Genomic DNA, 18,426 nt, shown 5'->3' on the forward strand with positions numbered 1-18,426 from the left:
GGATGGTCGAAAACAGTGTATGAAGATGTACCGTAGCGCGTCCCTTCGCCGGCAAGGCCGGCTCCAGCAAAGCCCCGCCGCCGACCCGGACCATAAATTGCTATTATCGCGCCCATGACCGAATTCGCCCCCTGCCCGCCCCGGGCCCTCCCCGACAGCTTCTTCGACCGCGACGCCCAGACCCTGGCCAAGGCCCTGCTCGGCAAGGTAATCCGCCATCGTCAGGGCGAGCTGTGGCTGTCGGCGCGCATCATCGAGACCGAAGCCTATTACGTCACCGACAAGGGCAGCCACGCCTCGCTGGGCTACACCGAAAAACGCAAGGCCCTGTTCCTCGATGGCGGCCACATCTACATGTACTACGCCCGTGGCGGCGATTCGCTCAACTTCAGCGCCCACGGCCCCGGCAACGCGGTGCTGATCAAGTCGGCCTACCCCTGGGTGGATGCCGTCAGCGACCACAACAGCCTGGCGCAGATGCAGCTGAACAACCCCGACGCCAGCGGCCAGCCGCGCGCCGACCAGCGCCTGTGTGCCGGCCAGACCCTGCTGTGCAAGGCCCTGGGGCTGAAAGTCCCGCACTGGGACGCCCAGCGCTTCGACCCCGAGCGGCTGTTCGTCGAAGACTGCGGCATAACCGTGAAACACATTATTCAGACCACACGCCTGGGCATTCCCCAAGGGCGCGACGAACATCTGCCCTACCGTTTCGTCGACGCCGACTTCGCCGCGCACTGCACCCGGAACCCACTGCGCCGTGGGCAAGTCGAAGGCCGCGACTATTTCTTACTGACACAAGGAAACTGACACCATGGGCCCATGGCTCGACAGCCTGACCGGCTGGCTGACCGCGAACCCGCAATGGCTCGGCCTGGCAATCTTCATCGTGGCCTGCGTCGAATGCCTGGCCATCGCCGGGCTCATCGTGCCCGGCACCATCCTGCTGTTCGCCGTGGCGGTTCTCGCCGGCAGCGGCGCACTGGGCCTGAGCGAAACCCTGCTGCTGGGCTTTCTGGGCGGGCTGCTGGGCGATGCGATTTCCTACACCCTGGGCCGGCGCTTCCACCAGAACATCCGGCGCCTGCCGCTGCTGCGCCACCACCCCGAATGGATCGGCAGCGCCGAGAGCTACTTCCAGCGCTATGGCATCGCCAGCCTGCTGGTGGGGCGCTTCATCGGCCCGCTGCGGCCGATGCTGCCGATGGTGGCGGGCATGTTCGACATGCCCTTGCCACGCTTCATCGCCGTCAGCCTGTTGGCAGGTGCCGGCTGGGCGGTGGCCTACCTGCTGCCCGGCTGGGCCACCGGCGCGGCCATGCGCCTGCCGCTGCCCGAAGGGTTCTGGACCGAAGCAGGCATCATCGCCGCCGGCCTCGCACTATTGATCGGCCTGAGCATCAGCACCAGCCTGCGCAGCAAGCGCTACGGCACACGGCTGATCGCCGGCCTGAGCCTGGTAATGCTGGCTGCGGTGTTCATCGGCTGGCCGTACCTGAACGATTTCGACCAGGGCCTGATGACCCTGGTGCAGGAACACCGCCGCGCCACGCTGGACGGCACCATCGTACTGATCACCCGCCTGGGCGACTTCCGCACGCAGTTCGTGGTGGGCGGCGTGCTCACCGGCCTGCTGCTGCTGAGCCGGCAGTGGCGCCCGGCGATCTTCGCCGCCTGCACGCTGATGGGCACGGCGCTGGCCAACGGCACACTCAAGTGGCTGTTCGCCCGCGCGCGCCCCGAAGTGCTCAGCGACCCGCTGACCTCCTACAGCATGCCCAGTGGCCACAGTTCGGCGTCATTCGCGTTCTTTCTGACGCTGGCGGTGCTGGCCGGTCGTGGCCAGCCGCCACGCATGCGCCTGACCTGGATTCTGCTGGGGTGCCTGCCGGCGATGTCGATTGCCCTGTCCAGGGTCTACCTGGGTGCACACTGGCCCACCGACATCCTCGCCGGCTCGCTGCTGGCCTGCTGCGTGTGCGCCGCCAGCCTGAGCCTGGTGCAGCACCGCGAGCCGCTCGGCGCCATGCCGCTCAAGGTGTGGTGGCTGATCCTGCCGGCCTGCGCCGGCACCCTGGCGTTCTTCGCCCTGCATGCCTTGCCCCATGCCCTGCTGCGCTACCAGTACTGAGACCTAGGCGAACAACTCGCCCTGCAGCCGCTCGAGCAGCGCCTGGATCGCGTCCAGGCGCTGGCGGGGCGAATCGATGGCCAGCAGGTCGAGCTTGTCTTCATCCTCGAAGGGCAGCAGGTAGGCCAGCTGGTTGGCCAGTGCCTGCTGGCCGATGACCTCGACCGGCATGTCCAGTGCCGCCACCATCGGGTGCTCGCCCAGCGCGCCGAGCAAGGCCAGCAGGTCGTGATCGTCCTCCTCCAGGGGGGCGTCGGGCTGTTCGCTGCGCCAGTTCACGTCGGCCAGCAGCAGTTGGTCCTTCTGCACCTCGTAGGGGCCGACATCGAAGCGCCGCACACCCTCGACGCGAATGCCCAGCAGGCCGTTGTCCTGCTGCTGGAAGTCGCGTATCAACGCCTCGCAGCCGATTGTCGCGAACCCCGACGGGGCATTGCCCACCTGCTCGCCTTCGAGGATGCACACCACGCCGAACCCGCCGCCCTGCTTCATGCAGCGGCCGATCATGTCCAGGTAACGCGCCTCGAAGATCTGCAGGTCGAGCTTGCAGCCGGGGAACAGCACGGTATTGAGTGGAAACAGGGGCAATGTCATCGAATATCCTCAGGCAACCAGGCTGACCGCCAACGGCAGGAACACCGCCGTGACCACTCCCATCAGGCTCATGCCCAGGGCCGCGAAGGCCCCGGTTTCCTCGCTTTCCTCCAACGCCACCGCCGTGCCCACCGCGTGCGCACTGATGCCCAGTGCCATGCCGCGGGCTTCCGGGCTGCTCACCCCGCAGGCCGACAGCAGGGCCGGGCCGAAGATCGCCCCGATCACCCCGGTGATCAGCACGAACACTGCCGCCAGCGCCGCCACCCCGCCGATCTGCTCGGCCACCAGCATCGCAATCGGCGAAGTCACCGACTTGGGCGCCATGGTCATCAGGATCATGTGTTCGGCACCGAACCACCAGCCCAGCAACAGGCAGGCACAGGTCGCGACCAGGCCGCCGATTACCAGCGTAGTCAAGGTCGGCCACAACAGCTGGCGAATACGCCGCAGGTTCAGGTAGAGCGGGACCGCCAGGGCCACGGTGGCCGGGCCCAGCAGGATGTTCATGATTTCGGTGCTCTTGCGGTACTCGGCGTAGGACACGCCGCACGTCACCAGTACACCGATCACCACCAGCATCGATACCAGTACCGGCTGCAGGAAGATCCAGCGGGTCTTGTCATAGGCCGCCAACACCAGCTGATAGGCCCCCAGGGTGATACCGATGCCGAACAGCGGGTGGTGGATGACCGCGTCGAGGGCGCCGTGCCAGTCCAGGCTCATGGCTTTTCCTCACGACGGGCCTGACGGGCAATCATCTTCTGCATGAGCACGCCACAGAACGCCAGGGCGATCAGCACCGACAGCACCAGCGAACCGACGATGGCCCAGAAGTCGGCAGCAATGTCGGCGGCGTACACCATCACACCCACTGCCGGCGGCACCAGCAGCAACGGCAGGTAGCGCAGCAGGCTGCTGGCCGCCTCGCTCAACGGCGCACTGACCTCGCCGCGCAGCATCAGGTACGCCAGCAACAGCACCAGCCCGATGATCGGCCCCGGCAGCATCGACAGAAACAGGTGATTGATCGCCGTCCCCAGCAACTGGAACAGCACGAGCCACGTCAAACCACGCAACAACATTGCACTTCTCCCTCAGGCCTGGCGGCCATTATAAGCACGCTAACGACTGGTCTATACCCCGATATTCGCTGAAACAACGGTGACTTGACCGCATCCGGTCGGCGTGCTGATCTTAAGCAGTCGAACCTGTAGCAGTCACAACAAAATCAAAGACAACCAGGAGAGTCGCAATGCCCTATGTACCCGTTGCAGAGCTGGCGCAGTACGTTGGAAAGGAACTGGGACGTTCCGAGTGGCTGACCATCGACCAGGAGCGCATCAACCTGTTCGCCGAGGCTACCGGCGACTTCCAGTTCATTCATGTGGACCCGGTGAAGGCGGCAAAAACGCCATTTGGCAGCACCATTGCCCACGGTTTTCTCACCCTTTCGCTGATTCCCAAGCTGATGGAAGACATCCTCGTGCTGCCCGAGGGGCTGAAGATGGTCGTCAACTATGGCCTGGACAGCGTGCGCTTCATCCAGCCGGTGAAGGTCGGTTCGCGGGTTCGTCTCAAGGTCGACCTGAGCGAGGCCATCGAGAAGAAACCGGGCCAGTGGCTGCTCAAGGCCACCACCACCCTGGAAATCGAAGGCCAGGACAAACCCGCCTATATCGCCGAGCCGCTGTCGCTCTGCTTCGTCTGACCCGCCCAAGGTGAAACAGCTGCCAGCGGCTGTTTCACCCGCGACAAACTGCGGCATACTCGGGGCCTGACTTGCCCGGACCCCGCCATGCGCCCATTCGTACCCCTTGCCCTGACCCTGCTGCTCGCCGCCTGTGGCGACGGTGAACCGCTGTCACCGCCCGATGCCCGCCTGCCCGATGGCGGCCGCTACCGTGGCGACGTGGTCAATGGCCTGCTGCAGGGCCCGGGGCGCATCGACTACCCCAACGGCAGCTGGTATGCCGGCAACTTCCAGCAGGGCCAGTGGCAGGGCCGCGGCGAATGGCACGGCAGCAATGGCGAGGTGTACCGCGGCGAGTTCCAGCAGGGTCTGTTTCACGGCCAGGGCGAGCTGACCACCCCGGGCAGCCACTACAGCGGCGGCTTCAAGCTTGGCCGGCGTGACGGCGAAGGCACCCTCAGGGAAGGCCAGGTACAGTATCGCGGGCAGTTCAAGGACGACCAGTACAACGGCGCCGGCGAACTGACCCTGGCCGACGGCAGCCAGTACCAGGGCCTGTTCGCCAAGGGCAAACCCCACGGCGAAGGCATCCGCAGCGATGCCAGTGGCAACCAGTTCAGCGGGCGCTTCGTCGACGGCCAGTTGCAGGGCAGCGGCACCTTCAACAGCGCCGAAGGCGACCAGTACATCGGCGAATTCAAGGACAACCACCTGCAAGGTCGCGGCCGTTACGAAAACGCCGATGGCGACGTTTGGATCGGCCAGTTCCGCGACGGCTCGCTGACCGGCAAGGGCGAGCTGTTCGGCAGCGACGCCAGCCACTACAAGGGCGAGTTTCGCGACTGGCGCTTCGCCGGCCAGGGCCGTCTGCAAATGCCCGACGGCAGCCTGTACGTCGGCGGTTTCGAAAACGACACCTACCAGGGCAAAGGCCGGCTGACGCAGGTCGACGGCAGCGTCGAAAGCGGCCACTGGGTCAACGGCCTGCGCGTGCGCGACGAACACGGGCGCCTGTTGCCCGACCCCCTGGAGCTGGCCCTGCTCAAGCAGGGCACCCTGCTCGACAAGGCGCTGGCCCAGGTACCGGCCTCCACCCCAGCAATCGAGCTGTACAGCCTGGCCCTGGCCGGCGATGGCAACCAGAGCGTGTTCATGCGCGAGGCCGACTACGTCAGCGACATGCTCAAGACCCGTTTCGGTGCCACTGGCCAGGTCGCCCTGGTCAACCACCGCGACCACATGGCCGACCGCCCCCTGGCCACCCGCGAGAACCTGGCGCGGGCCGCACGCACCCTGGCCGAGCGCAGCGGCCCCGAAGACCTGGTGTTCATCTACCTGACCAGCCACGGCAGCCACGAACATGAACTGGTGCTGGATCTGCCGCGCCTGCAACTGGCCGACCTGCCCGCCGATGAACTCTCGGCCGCGCTTGCCCCACTAAAGGAACGTGACAAGATAATCGTGATCTCTGCGTGCTACTCGGGGGGTTACATCGATTCACTCAAGGACGACAAGACCTTGATCATGACCGCATCGCGTGCCGACCGGGTGTCATTCGGCTGCTCCGAAGAGGCCGACTTCACCTATTTCGGCGAAGCACTGTTCGCCCGGGCACTGAACCAGACCGACGACCTGCAGCAGGCCTTCGAACTGGCCAAGACCACGGTGCAGCAGCGCGAGCAGGCCGATGGCTTCGAGGCTTCCGAACCTCAGCTGTGGGCGCCGCAACGGGTGCTGCAGCACTGGCAGAAACTGCGCCAGCAACAGGCACGAAAAGCACTGCAAAGTGCCGATGCGGCACAAGCAGAAAATACAAGCAGCCACTAAGCTGACTGTATCAAGGGAGAGACATCATGTACCTGACGCCTCAGCACATCCTGATTGCCGGAGCCACCGGGCTGACTGGTGAGCATTTGCTGGATCGGCTGCTCAACGAGCCGACCGTGAGCCGTGTGCTGGCCCCCACGCGCCGGCCGCTGGCCGAACACCCGCACCTGGAGAACCCGGTCGGCGACCCGGCGGTGTTCCTGCCGCAGTTGAGCGGCCGGGTGGACATCGCCTTCTGCTGCCTGGGCACCACCATCAAGCAGGCAGGTTCGGAAACGGCGTTTCGCGCCGTCGACCTGGACATGGTGGTAGCGTTCAGCAAGCGGGCGCGGGAAATGGGTGCACGGCACCTGCTGGTGGTCAGCGCGATTGGCGCCGACCCCAAGTCGTCGGTGTTCTACAACCGGGTCAAGGGCGAGATGGAACAGGCACTCATGGCGCAGGACTGGCCGCAATTGACCATCGCGCGGCCGTCGGTACTGCTGGGCGAGCGTATCGAGCCTCGGCTCGGTGAACAGTTTGCCGGGCCGTTGTCGCGGCTGCTGCCGGGCAAGTACCGCGGCATCGAAGCCTGCCAACTGGCGCGGGCGCTGTGGCGCCTGGCGCTGGAAGAGCAGGACGGGGTCCGGACCGTGGAGTCCGATGAACTGCGTAGATTGGGTAAGTAATTCAAAGGCCTCATCGCGGGTCGAGCCCGCTCCAACAAGGACAGCTCAGCCCCTTGTGGGAGCGGGCTCGACCCGCGATGAGGCCGCTGGCTACAACCCGCCGGTAGCCTGAAACCCCACCCCCAGCACCGTCAGCACCGACAACGGCAGCAACACCGTATCGAGCAGTGCACTGCCCGGCAGGTCCAGCCCCGGGTACGCCGGTGCCGGCGCGCCAAAACGGTCTTCAGGGCAGCAACCGCCCTGCAGCGCATACAGATCCAGCCGCGTACCCGAATACACCACCGGTGCCCCCGGCTTGGCCGCATCCAGCGTGCGCACCGTGGCGCAGCCGCTGCTCAGTGCCAGCACCGCCAGGCCTGCCACCAGCAGCGCCTTCACTCCTCGCCGCCAACATGGTGCTCGCCCCAGCGCGGCAGCATGTCCTGCGGAACATCCAGCAGGTTGAGAATCCGCGCCACCACAAAGTCCACCAGGTCGTCGATGGTCTGCGGCTGGTGATAGAAGCCCGGCGAGGCCGGCAATATCACCGCGCCCATCTGCGACAGCTTGAGCATGTTCTCCAGGTGGATGGTCGAGAAAGGCGCCTCGCGCGGCACCAGAATCAACTGCCGACGCTCCTTCAGGGTCACGTCCGCGGCCCGCTCGATCAGGTTGTTGCAGGCCCCGGTGGCGATTGCCGACAGCGTGCCGGTGGAACAGGGCACCACCACCATCGCTGCCGGCGCCCCGGAGCCCGAGGCCACCGGCGACATCCAGTCCTCGCGCCCGTATACCCGGATCTGCCCGGCCGCAGCGCCGGTGTACTCGGTCAGAAACGCCTGGATCGACTGCGGCTTGGCCGGCAACACCACGTCGGTCTCGGTCGACATCACCAGTTGCGCAGCCTTGGAGATCAGAAAATGCACCTCGCGGTCTTCACGCACCAGGCAATCGAGCAGGCGCAACCCGTACTGCGCCCCGGAGGCACCGGTCATGGCCAGCGTGATGCGCTCCGGGCCGCTCATCGCAGTGCCTCGGCCAGCTTGCCGTGCAGCCCGCCAAAGCCGCCGTTGCTCATGATCACCACCTGGGTGCCCGGCGCCGCCTGGCTTTTGACCCGCTCGATGATCGCCTCGAGACTGTCGGCGACAACCGACGGCACCGTGCACTCGGCGGCGGTGGCGGCCAGGTCCCAGCCCAGATTGGGCGGTGCATACCAGATCACCTGGTCGGCATCGCACACGCTCTGGGGCAGGCCATCACGGTGGGCGCCCAGCTTCATGGAGTTGGAGCGCGGCTCGATCACCGCGATCAACGGAGCGTCGCCGATGCGCTTGCGCAGCCCGTCGAGGGTGGTGGCAATGGCGGTCGGATGGTGGGCAAAGTCATCATAGATGGTCACGCCCTGGACTTCAGCGACCTTTTCCATGCGCCGCTTGACGCTCTTGAACGCGCTCAAGGCGGCAATCCCGATGGCCGGCACCACGCCCACATGGCGGGCAGCGGCCAGGGTGGCCAGGGCGTTGGCCACGTTGTGCTGGCCGGTCAGCTCCCACTCCACCACTCCCTGGCCTTGGCCTTCAAAACTGACTTCGAAGCGCGAACCGTCGGCGCTGAGCAGTTTCACCTGCCACTGGCCACCGGCGCCGGTGGTCTGCACCGGGGTCCAGCAGCCCATCTCGATCACCTTCTGCAGGGCCGGCTCGGTGGTGGGGTGAATGACCAGGCCTTCGCTCGGGATGGTGCGCACCAGATGGTGGAACTGGCGCTCGATGGCAGCCAGATCAGGGAAGATGTCTGCGTGATCGAACTCGAGGTTGTTCAAAATGGCGGTGCGCGGACGGTAGTGCACGAACTTGGAACGCTTGTCGAAGAACGCGCTGTCGTACTCGTCGGCCTCGACCACGAAGAACGGCGTGGCGCCCAGGCGCGCCGACACCGAGAAGTTCTGCGGCACACCGCCGATCAGAAAGCCGGGGCTCATCCCGGCATGCTCCAGCACCCAGGCCAGCATGCTACTGGTGGTGGTCTTGCCGTGGGTGCCGGCCACGGCCAGTACCCAGCGGCCCTGCAGCACGTGGTCAGCCAGCCACTGCGGGCCCGACACGTAGGGCAGGCCCTTGTTCAGCACGTACTCCACCGCCGGGTTGCCCCGCGACAGTGCGTTGCCGATCACCACCAGGTCGGGGGCCGGCTCCAGCTGGGCGGCGTCATAGCCTTGATGCAGCTCGATGCCCTGGGCCTGGAGCTGGGTGCTCATGGGGGGATAGACGTTGGCGTCGGAGCCGGTGACGCGGTGGCCAAGCTCCTTGGCCAGCACCGCCAGCGAGCCCATGAAAGTACCGCAGATACCGAGAATATGAATGTGCATGGTCGACCTCACGAAACGTGGAGGCAGGGTAGCTTAGGGTGGGAAAAATCGCATCCTGAGTTTGCCTAGGCGCCCCGTGCAATCCCGTGCTTGCGCAGCTTGCGGTACAGCGTATTGCGGCTGACCCCCAGTTGCGCCGCTACCTGGGTCATGTGCCAGCGCTTGTGCTCCAGCGCCTGCAGCAGCGCGGCCCGCTCGGCGTCGTCCAGCGGGTGTTCGGCCTGCGGCCTGGCAACCCTGGGCTCGAGCGCTGCCGGGGGCTGGCGCACTACCGGCGGCAGGTCGTCGAATGCGATGCGGCCATCCTCGCACAGGGCCACCAGGGTACGCAGCACATTGCGCAACTGGCGCACGTTGCCGGGCCAGGCAAATTCCAGCAGCGCCCGGCGTGCCGACGGCTCTAGCCGCACAGGTTGGCCCGCGGCTTCCTCGGCGAGGACAAAGTCGAGCAACTGCGCCTTGTCGCTGCGCTCACGCAATGCCGGCAGGGCGACCTCCAGGCCATTGAGGCGGTAATACAGGTCTTCGCGAAAGCTGCCGGCCTCGACCCGGCCCAGTAGGTCACGGTGGGTGGCACTGATGATGCGCACATCCACCGCCTGCGGCTCGCCGCCGATCGGTACCACCTGGCGCTCCTCGAGCACCCGCAGCAGGCGCGTCTGCAGGGCCAGCGGCATGTCGCCGATCTCGTCCAGCAGCAAGGTGCCGCCGTCGGCCTGTTGCAGCTTGCCGCGCATGCCCTCCTTGCGCGCCCCGGTAAAGCTGCCGCCGCGATAGCCGAACAGCTCGCTCTCGATCAGGCTCTCCGGGATCGACGCACAGTTGAGCGCGACGAACGGTTTGCCCGCGCGCTGGCTGGCCTGGTGCACGGCCTTGGCGAAGGCCTCCTTGCCGCACCCGGTTTCGCCGTTGAGCAGCAGCGGCACGTCGCGCTCGAACACCCGTAGCGCACGCCGAAAATCCTGTTGCAGTGCCGGGTCGACCAGGCAGATGCGTTGTGCCGGCATTGGCGTGCTGGTGGCCGACGGTGCAAGCGGTGGCGCCACCGCACGGGCCTGGCCGCGCAGGCTGGCGAACAGCACACGGCCATCGCGGGTACGCAGCGGCCAGCTGGTGCTGGCGGCCGCCGTGGCACGCCCGAGCAGTTCATCCAGCGCGCAGTCGAAAAACGCCTCCACTGGCTGGCCGAGCAGCCCACCGCGTGCCGTTGCCAGCAGGTTCAGCGCACTCTGGTTGACCGCACAGATACGCCCCTCGCCATCGAACGCCAGCAGCCCCTCGCTGAACAGCCCGACCGATTCGGCCTGCAGGTGAAAGCGCAACAGCCAGTGGTTTTCGAAATGGCGCAGGAAGTAGCAGCTCTCGATCATCTTGGCCGAGAGGTTGACCAGCGCCATGGTGTGGAACTGGCTCTGGCGCGACATGTCGGGGCGCGCCGACGACACGTCGAGCACTGCCAGCAGCTCGCCCTGCGGATCGAACACCGGGCTGGCTGAGCACGTCAGCCCGGTATGGCGCCCGCGAAAGTGTTCATCCTGGTGAATGGTCAGGGCCTGGCGCTCGACCAGGCAGGTGCCGATACCGTTGGTGCCTTCGCAGGCCTCGCTCCAGTCGGCGCCCAGCCAGAGCCCGGCGCGCTCGAAGATGCGCCGCTCGGTGGGTGCGGTGACGCAGTTGAGGATCACCCCGCGCGCATCGGTCAGCAGAACCGCGTGCCCGGCGCCGCAGAGTTGCTGGTGCAGGCTGTTCATCTCGTTGCCGGCGATCTGCAGCACCTGCTGCAGGCGCTCACGGCTCTCCAGCAGCCGCCCGTGCTCGAGCACGGTGGGCGCAACGCTCTGGGCCGGGTCGAGGTGGTAGTCCTCCAAGCAACGCAGCCAGGAACGGGCGATCGACGGGTCGCTGCCCGGCCCCTGCAACAACGCCTTGCCCTGGGTGACGGTGAGCACTTGCCGGGCGTGCCGGCTCAGATGATTGCTCTGCACTTTTTATTGTTCTCCGCACACGAGATGAACCCAGCATCCTCCTGCCGCCAGTGCATTGCAATGGTGGCGGGACCGTCGGGTCACGTTGTGTGCCACAACGGGTACAGAGTGTCACCCAGGCTGTGCCGGGGCTGGCACACAGCGCCTGCGGGGCGCCCTCCGCGCCGCGCCAAGCCCTTGATTTCACTAGGCCACCGGGCAGTGGCCCGTGCCTTGCACTACGCTCTACATCCTCCCTACAAGCACAATAGCCAGGAGACACACCATGCGTTACGCACATCCCGGTACCGACGGCGCGATCGTTTCCTTCAAGAGCCGCTACGGCAACTACATCAACGGCGAGTTCGTGCCACCGGTCAAAGGCGAGTACTTCACCAACACCTCGCCGGTCAACGGCCAGCCGATTGCCGAGTTCCCACGCTCCAGTGCCGAAGACATCGACAAGGCGCTGGACGCCGCCCATGCGGCCGCCGATGCCTGGGGCACCACCTCGGTGCAGGCACGCTCGCTGATCCTGCTGAAAATCGCCGACCGCATCGAGCAGAACCTCGAACTGCTGGCCATCACCGAAACCTGGGACAACGGCAAGGCGGTACGCGAAACCCTCAACGCCGACATCCCGCTGGCCGCCGATCACTTTCGCTACTTCGCCGGCTGCCTGCGCGCCCAGGAAGGCAGCGCCGCTGAAATCGACGGCAACACCGTGGCCTATCACATCCACGAACCGCTGGGCGTGGTCGGGCAGATCATCCCGTGGAACTTCCCGATCCTGATGGCCGCCTGGAAGCTAGCCCCGGCCCTGGCCGCCGGCAACTGCGTGGTGCTCAAGCCGGCCGAACAGACCCCGCTGGGCATCAGCGTGCTGCTCGAAGTGATCGGCGACCTGCTGCCACCGGGCGTGCTCAACGTGGTGCAGGGCTATGGCCGTGAAGCCGGCGAAGCGCTGGCCACCAGCAAGCGCATCGCCAAGATCGCCTTCACCGGCTCCACCCCGGTGGGTTCGCACATCATGAAATGCGCTGCCGAGAACATCATCCCCAGCACCGTGGAACTGGGCGGCAAGTCGCCGAACATCTTCTTCGAAGACATCATGCAGGCCGAGCAGAGCTTCATCGAGAAGGCCGCCGAAGGCCTGGTGCTGGCGTTCTTCAACCAGGGCGAGGTGTGCACCTGCCCGTCGCGCGCACTGGTGCAGGAATCGATCTACCCGGCGTTCATGCAGGAGGTGATGAAGAAGATCAAGCAGATCAAGCGTGGCGACCCGCTGGACACCGACACCATGGTCGGCGCCCAGGCCTCCGAGCAGCAGTTCGACAAGATTCTTTCGTACCTAGAAATCGCCGAGAAGGAAGGCGCCGAACTGCTCACGGGCGGCAAGGTGGAAAAACTCGAGGGCAACCTGTCGACCGGTTACTACATCCAGCCGACCCTGCTCAAGGGCACCAACAAGATGCGCGTGTTCCAGGAAGAGATCTTCGGCCCGGTGGTCAGCATCACCACCTTCAAGGACGAAGCCGAGGCCCTGGCCATTGCCAACGACACCGAATTCGGCCTGGGCGCCGGTGTATGGACCCGCGACATCAACCGCGCCTATCGCATGGGCCGCGGCATCAAGGCTGGCCGCGTATGGACCAACTGCTACCACCTGTACCCGGCGCACGCCGCGTTCGGCGGGTACAAGAAGTCCGGCGTGGGTCGTGAAACCCACAAGATGATGCTCGACCACTATCAGCAGACCAAGAACCTGCTGGTGAGCTACGACATCAATCCACTGGGCTTCTTCTAGGAAACCCGGCTGCAAGCGGCAAGCTTCAAGCAGCAAGAAAAAGCAGACCCCATGCGATTTGCCTTCTCTTGCGGCTTGCAGCTTGAAGCTTGCAGCTGTTCTGGCCCCTTTCGTGCAAGACCATCACCACAGGCCGGCACCCGCCGGTGACTAAAAAAAGAACAGGTGAATCCCCATGCCAAGCGATCATTCCGGCAACGCGCCGGCTTCCGTCGATTTCGAAAAGGTCGGTTCCGAGTATTTCCAGCAACGTGAACTGAAAAAAGGTGCCGCAGGCTGGGTCCTGCTGGTGGGTCTGGGCGTCGCCTACGTGATCTCCGGCGACTACGCCGGGTGGAACTTCGGCCTGGCCCAGGGTGGCTGGGGCGGCATGTTCCTGGCCACGCTGCTGATGGCCACGATGTACCTGTGCATGTGTTTTTCGCTGGCCGAACTGTCCTCGATGATCCCCACCGCCGGCGGTGGCTACGGCTTCGCCCGCAGCGCCTTCGGGCCCTGGGGCGGGTTTCTGACCGGCACCGCGATCCTCATCGAATACGCCATCGCCCCCGCCGCCATCGCGGTGTTCATCGGTGCGTACTGCGAATCGCTGTTCGGCATCGGCGGCTGGGTGATCTACCTGGCGTTCTACATCATCTTCATCGGCATCCACATTTTCGGCGTGGGCGAAGCGCTCAAGCTGATGTTCATCATCACCGCCGTGGCCGCGATTGCCCTGGCGGTGTTCCTGATCGCGATGGTGCCGCACTTCGATTCGAACAACCTGTTCGACATCGCCAAGACCGACGCAGCCGGCGCCAGCAGCTTCCTGCCGTTCGGCTACGTCGGCGTGTGGGCGGCAATCCCCTACGCCATCTGGTTCTTCCTGGCGGTCGAAGGCGTGCCACTGGCCGCCGAAGAAACCAAGAATCCCAAGCGCGACCTGCCCCGCGGCCTGATCGGTGCGATGCTGGTGCTGCTCAGCTTCGCGCTGCTGATCCTGGTGATCGGCCCGGGCGGCGCCGGCGCCGAAGCACTGAAAAGCTCGGGCAACCCGCTGGTGGAGGCGCTGGCCAAGGCCTACGGCGGCTCGACCTGGATGGGCGGCTTCGTCAACCTGGTGGGCCTGGCTGGCCTGATCGCCAGCTTCTTCTCGATCATCTACGCCTACTCGCGGCAGATCTTCGCCCTGTCGCGCGCCGGCTACCTGCCGCGCAAGCTGTCGCAGACCAACCGCAGCAAGGCTCCGGTACTGGCGCTGATCATCCCCGGCATCATCGGCTTTGCGCTGTCGCTGACCGGCCAGGGCGACCTGCTGATTCTGGTGGCGGTATTCGGCGCTACGCTGTCCTATGTACTGATGATGGCCGCGCACATCACCCTGCGCATAAAACGCCCCAAAATGGAGCGTCCGTACCGGACCCCGGGCGGCATCTTCACCTCGGGCGTGGCGCTGGTGCTGGCCTGCCTGGCGGTGGTCGCAGGTTTCCTGGTCGACCCGCGGGTGGTGATTGGCGCTGCGATCATCTATGGCGTGCTGATTGCGTACTTTGCCTTCTATAGCCGACACCACCTGGTGGCCGGCACGCCGGAGGAAGAGTTTGCCGCGATCCAGAAGGCCGAAGAGGCCTTGCACTGACCGCCCCGCGCCGCAGGCCTGGCCTGCGGCGCCATGGAGATTGCGTATGAGCAGTTTTGTACACACGGTGGGCACCCAGACCTACCGCTTCGACAGCCTCAAGGACGTCATGGCCAAGGCCAGCCCGGCCCGCTCCGGCGACTTTCTCGCCGGGGTGGCGGCCGGCAACGACGCCGAACGGGTGGCCGCGCAGATGGCGCTGGCCGATATCCCGCTCAGTCACTTCCTCAGCGAGGCGCTGATCCCTTACGAAGACGACGAAGTCACCCGCCTGATCATCGACACCCACGACAAACAGGCCTTTGCCGCCGTCAGCCACCTGACCGTGGGCGGGCTGCGCGACTGGCTGCTGAGCGAGCAGGCCGACGAAGACAGCCTGCGCGCCCTGGCCCCGGGGCTGACCCCGGAAATGGCCGCTGCGGTCTCGAAGATCATGCGCGTGCAGGACCTGGTGCTGGTGGCGCAGAAGATCCGCGTGGTCACGCGCTTTCGCGGCACCCTGGGCCTGCGCGGGCGCCTGTCCACCCGCCTGCAGCCCAACCACCCCACGGATGAGCCGGCCGGCATCGCCGCGAGCATTCTCGACGGCCTGCTGTACGGCAACGGCGACGCCATGATCGGCATCAACCCGGCCACCGACAGCATCGCCTCGATCTGTGCCCTGCTGGAGATGCTCGACGCGATCATCCAGCGCTACGACATCCCCACCCAGGCCTGTGTGCTGACCCACGTCACCACCTCGATCGAGGCCGTCAACCGCGGCGTACCGCTGGACCTGGTGTTCCAGTCCATTGCCGGCACCGAGGCGGCCAATGCCAGTTTCGGGATCAACCTCAACCTGTTGCAGGAAGGCTACGACGCCGGCCTGAGCCTGAACCGCGGTACCCTCGGGCAGAACCTGATGTACTTCGAGACCGGCCAGGGCAGCGCGCTGTCGGCCAACGCGCACCATGGCGTCGACCAGCAGACCTGCGAAACCCGGGCCTATGCCGTGGCACGGCATTTCAAGCCGTTTCTGGTCAACACCGTGGTCGGCTTCATCGGCCCGGAGTACCTGTACAACGGCAAGCAGATCATCCGCGCCGGCCTGGAAGACCACTTCTGCGGCAAGCTGCTGGGCGTGCCGATGGGCTGCGATATCTGCTACACCAACCATGCCGAGGCCGACCAGGACGACATGGACACGCTGCTGACGCTGCTGGGGGTGGCCGGGATCAACTTCATCATGGGCATCCCCGGCTCCGACGACATCATGCTCAACTACCAGACCACCTCGTTCCACGACGCGCTGTACGCACGCCAGACCCTGGGCCTGAAACCGGCCCCGGAGTTCGAGGCGTGGCTGGCGCGCATGGGCATCTTCACCCAGGCCGATGGCCGGGTGCGGTTTGGCGACAACCTGCCACCGGCCTTCCGCCAGGCGCTGGCGCAACTGGGATAAGCGAGCCATGGACAAGCAACCCACGCAGCACGACAACAGCGACAACCCCTGGCTCGACCTGCGCCGCCTGACCCCGGCGCGCATCGCCCTGGGGCGCACCGGTACCAGCCTGCCGACCCGCGCACAGCTGGACTTCCAGTGCGCCCACGCCCAGGCCCGCGATGCCGTGCACCTGGCATTCGACCATGCGGGCCTGCGCGAACAGCTGAGCGAACGCGGGCGCGACAGCATTCTCTTGCACAGTGCCGCCAGCGACCGCCACAGCTACCTGCAACGCCCGGACCTGGGGCGGCGCCTGCATGAGGAATCGGCCCGGCAACTGCGCGAGCACGCCCAGGCCAACCCGGGCGGGGTCGACCTGGCGATCATCGTGGCCGACGGCCTCTCGGCCCTGGCGGTGCACCGGCACACGCTGCCGTTTCTCAACCGTCTGCAGGAGCACATCGATGCCGAGGGATGGTCCACCGCCCCGGTGGTGCTGGTGGAGCAGGGCCGGGTGGCGGTGGCCGATGAAGTCGGCGAATTGCTGGGCGCGAAAATGACCGTGATCCTGATCGGCGAACGTCCGGGCCTGAGCTCCCCCGACAGCCTGGGCCTGTATTTCACCTACAGCCCCAGGGTCGGCCTCACCGACGCCTACCGCAACTGCATTTCCAACGTACGCCTGGAGGGGCTGAGCTACGGCATGGCCGCCCACCGCCTGCTGTACCTGATGCGCGAGGCCTGCCGTCGGCAGCTCTCGGGGGTCAACCTGAAGGATGAAGCCCAGGTCCAGACCCTGGAATCAGACGCCGACACCCCTAAAAATGGAAACTTCTTACTCGGCAATGATTGAGAACTGACCACTTTTTAGCGGATTGCGCTTTTTTCGCGCTTTAGGCAGCATCTGGGGTGACGGCTGCCCGAGGTTCGCCGCCACTCCCCATGGACCCGAGGCCTGCTTATGCGAATTATCAAAGCAACTCTTGAGCATCTGGATCTGCTCGCCCCTCTGTTCGTCAAATACCGCGAGTTCTATGGGCAATTGCCCTATCCGGACTCTTCACGCTCGTTTCTGGAAAAACGCCTGGAGCGCGACGAGTCGATCATCTACCTGGCGCTGCCGGACGACGATGACAACAAGCTGATGGGTTTCTGTCAGCTGTACCCGAGCTTTTCGTCGCTGTCGCTCAAGCGCGTATGGATACTCAATGACATCTATGTGGCCGAAGACTCGCGGCGCATGCTGGTGGCCGACAACCTGATGCGCGAGGCGAAGAAACTGGCCAAGGACACCAACGCTGTGCGCCTGCGTGCCTCGACCAGCAGCGACAACGAGGTGGCAATGAAGACCTACGAGTCGATGGGGTTCAAGGCAGATACCGAGTTCAAGAGCTATATCCTCCCGATCCATTCCGACTGACGGGCATCCTTCGTCAGCAAAGCCGGCTTCCACAGGTCTGCGCACTGGCCATGTAGGCGCCAGCCTTGCTGGCGATGGGCTGCATAGCAGCCCCGCTGCGCTGGGGCCCAGAAATCCGCCGCTACAAACTGCTCCGCCATAATCACGCCATGCCCGTATAATGCGGCCTTTCAATTTGTGTGAAATTTTACCCTTACCCCGGGTAACGGCTACACACTTCGCACTGCCAGTCCTCGCATGCCCGTAGAGCCGGGTCTTGAACAAGGTGCCGTACATGGATTTCAACCCGCTGGACCTCATTCTGCATCTCGATACCTACCTCGATTTGCTGGTCAACAATTACGGTCCGTGGATCTACGCCATCCTGTTCCTGGTGATCTTCTGCGAGACCGGCCTGGTCGTCATGCCGTTCCTGCCGGGCGATTCGCTGCTGTTCATCGCCGGTGCCGTGGCCGCCGGCGGCGGCATGGACCCGGTACTGCTGTGCGGCCTGCTGATGGCGGCAGCCATCCTGGGCGACAGCACCAACTACGTGATCGGGCGAACGGCCGGGGAACGCCTGTTCCGCAACCCCGACTCGAAGATCTTCCGCCGCGACTACCTGCAGCAGACCCACGACTTCTACGAACGCCATGGCGGCAAGACCGTCACCCTGGCGCGCTTCCTGCCGATCCTGCGCACCTTCGCGCCTTTCGTCGCGGGCCTGGCAAAAATGGTCTATCCGCGTTTTCTGATGTTCAGCGTCGCCGGCACCATCCTGTGGGTGTGCGGCCTGGTGACGCTGGGCTACTTCTTCGGCAACGTGCCGTTCATCAAGTCCAACCTGTCGCTGATGATCGTGGCGATCATCCTGCTGTCGCTGGTGCCGATGATCATCGGCCTGGTGCGCAGCCGCATGGGCCGTGGCCAGGCCAAGGCCCAGTAACCCGCG

18 protein-coding genes are annotated in these 18,426 nt (G+C 65.3%); 11 read left to right on the forward strand and 7 right to left on the reverse strand.

What is annotated here, in order from left to right:
- The first annotated feature begins 114 nt into the window (after nt 1-114).
- Nucleotides 115-807 carry a DNA-3-methyladenine glycosylase gene (locus tag B4I46_RS02190; protein ID WP_043863908.1) on the forward strand — a complete coding sequence of 231 codons (693 nt, stop codon included), beginning with the start codon at nt 115-117 and terminating at the stop codon, nt 805-807.
- A 4-nt stretch (nt 808-811) separates the two neighbouring features.
- Nucleotides 812-2,128, forward strand: a complete 1,317-nt coding sequence (locus B4I46_RS02195) for a bifunctional DedA family/phosphatase PAP2 family protein (protein ID WP_054916340.1) — start codon at nt 812-814, stop codon at nt 2,126-2,128.
- A gap of 3 nt (nt 2,129-2,131) precedes the next feature.
- Here the strand turns inward: B4I46_RS02195 and B4I46_RS02200 are convergent, their stop codons facing one another.
- The 3 genes from B4I46_RS02200 to B4I46_RS02210 are packed head-to-tail and all read right to left on the reverse strand — an operon-like array spanning nt 2,132 to nt 3,807.
- On the reverse strand, nt 2,132-2,722 hold the full coding sequence (locus B4I46_RS02200) for an LON peptidase substrate-binding domain-containing protein (protein ID WP_043863910.1): 591 nt from the start codon (nt 2,720-2,722) through the stop codon (nt 2,132-2,134).
- 9 nt (nt 2,723-2,731) lie between these two features.
- The gene (locus B4I46_RS02205; RefSeq protein ID WP_173925073.1) at nt 2,732-3,442 is read right to left on the reverse strand and encodes an LrgB family protein; all 711 of its coding nucleotides are present in this window, start codon (nt 3,440-3,442) and stop codon (nt 2,732-2,734) included.
- Nucleotides 3,443-3,444: 2 nt separating this feature from the next.
- Nucleotides 3,445-3,807: a CidA/LrgA family protein gene (locus B4I46_RS02210; RefSeq protein WP_043863912.1), complete on the reverse strand. Its 363-nt coding sequence runs from the start codon at nt 3,805-3,807 to the stop codon at nt 3,445-3,447.
- 170 nt (nt 3,808-3,977) lie between these two features.
- Here B4I46_RS02210 and B4I46_RS02215 point away from each other — a divergent pair, with 170 nt between their 5' ends.
- The 3 genes from B4I46_RS02215 (at nt 3,978) to B4I46_RS02225 (ending at nt 6,910) form a co-directional block, all read left to right on the forward strand.
- Entirely contained in the window at nt 3,978-4,433 is a 456-nt protein-coding gene (locus tag B4I46_RS02215; RefSeq protein ID WP_043863913.1) for a MaoC family dehydratase, read from the forward strand.
- 87 nt (nt 4,434-4,520) lie between these two features.
- Nucleotides 4,521-6,242, forward strand: coding sequence for a C13 family peptidase (locus B4I46_RS02220; protein ID WP_286898437.1), 1,722 nt, complete (start codon nt 4,521-4,523; stop codon nt 6,240-6,242).
- A gap of 26 nt (nt 6,243-6,268) precedes the next feature.
- Entirely contained in the window at nt 6,269-6,910 is a 642-nt protein-coding gene (locus tag B4I46_RS02225; protein WP_043863915.1) for an oxidoreductase, read from the forward strand.
- A gap of 90 nt (nt 6,911-7,000) precedes the next feature.
- On the opposite strand, the gene B4I46_RS02230 is transcribed toward B4I46_RS02225, so the two are convergent.
- From B4I46_RS02230 to B4I46_RS02245, 4 genes are all read right to left on the reverse strand, one after another.
- Nucleotides 7,001-7,291 (reverse strand): YceK/YidQ family lipoprotein, encoded by a 291-nt coding sequence (locus tag B4I46_RS02230; protein ID WP_043863916.1) that lies wholly within the window; start codon nt 7,289-7,291, stop codon nt 7,001-7,003.
- Nucleotides 7,288-7,917, reverse strand: coding sequence for a flavin prenyltransferase UbiX (gene ubiX / locus B4I46_RS02235; RefSeq protein WP_043863917.1), 630 nt, complete (start codon nt 7,915-7,917; stop codon nt 7,288-7,290). The genes B4I46_RS02230 and ubiX overlap by 4 nt, the downstream gene beginning before the upstream one ends.
- Nucleotides 7,914-9,263 carry a UDP-N-acetylmuramate:L-alanyl-gamma-D-glutamyl-meso-diaminopimelate ligase gene (gene mpl / locus B4I46_RS02240; protein WP_286898440.1) on the reverse strand — a complete coding sequence of 450 codons (1,350 nt, stop codon included), beginning with the start codon at nt 9,261-9,263 and terminating at the stop codon, nt 7,914-7,916. Before mpl ends, ubiX begins: the two co-directional genes overlap by 4 nt.
- 65 nt (nt 9,264-9,328) lie before the next feature.
- Entirely contained in the window at nt 9,329-11,248 is a 1,920-nt protein-coding gene (locus B4I46_RS02245; protein WP_100634129.1) for a sigma-54-dependent Fis family transcriptional regulator, read from the reverse strand.
- A gap of 265 nt (nt 11,249-11,513) precedes the next feature.
- On the opposite strand from B4I46_RS02245, the gene B4I46_RS02250 reads away from it, so the two are divergent.
- The 6 genes from B4I46_RS02250 to B4I46_RS02275 all read left to right on the forward strand — a co-directional run bounded on the left by B4I46_RS02250 (nt 11,514) and on the right by B4I46_RS02275 (nt 18,420).
- Complete coding sequence (locus B4I46_RS02250; protein WP_043863920.1) at nt 11,514-13,034, forward strand: aldehyde dehydrogenase family protein; 1,521 nt, start codon at nt 11,514-11,516, stop codon at nt 13,032-13,034.
- 175 nt (nt 13,035-13,209) lie between these two features.
- Nucleotides 13,210-14,652, forward strand: coding sequence for an ethanolamine permease (gene eat, locus B4I46_RS02255; protein ID WP_043863921.1), 1,443 nt, complete (start codon nt 13,210-13,212; stop codon nt 14,650-14,652).
- A 46-nt stretch (nt 14,653-14,698) separates the two neighbouring features.
- Nucleotides 14,699-16,093 carry an ethanolamine ammonia-lyase subunit EutB gene (locus B4I46_RS02260; protein WP_054916335.1) on the forward strand — a complete coding sequence of 465 codons (1,395 nt, stop codon included), beginning with the start codon at nt 14,699-14,701 and terminating at the stop codon, nt 16,091-16,093.
- Between the two features lie 7 nt (nt 16,094-16,100).
- Nucleotides 16,101-16,928 carry an ethanolamine ammonia-lyase subunit EutC gene (gene eutC, locus B4I46_RS02265; protein ID WP_054916334.1) on the forward strand — a complete coding sequence of 276 codons (828 nt, stop codon included), beginning with the start codon at nt 16,101-16,103 and terminating at the stop codon, nt 16,926-16,928.
- Between the two features lie 108 nt (nt 16,929-17,036).
- Nucleotides 17,037-17,495 carry a GNAT family N-acetyltransferase gene (locus B4I46_RS02270; protein WP_043863924.1) on the forward strand — a complete coding sequence of 153 codons (459 nt, stop codon included), beginning with the start codon at nt 17,037-17,039 and terminating at the stop codon, nt 17,493-17,495.
- A 274-nt stretch (nt 17,496-17,769) separates the two neighbouring features.
- Nucleotides 17,770-18,420 carry a DedA family protein gene (locus tag B4I46_RS02275; RefSeq protein WP_043863945.1) on the forward strand — a complete coding sequence of 217 codons (651 nt, stop codon included), beginning with the start codon at nt 17,770-17,772 and terminating at the stop codon, nt 18,418-18,420.
- Nucleotides 18,421-18,426: the final 6 nt, after the last annotated feature.

Source organism: Pseudomonas sp. UBA7500 (genome assembly GCF_002478435.1).
Classification (GTDB): domain Bacteria; phylum Pseudomonadota; class Gammaproteobacteria; order Pseudomonadales; family Pseudomonadaceae; genus Aquipseudomonas; species Aquipseudomonas palmensis.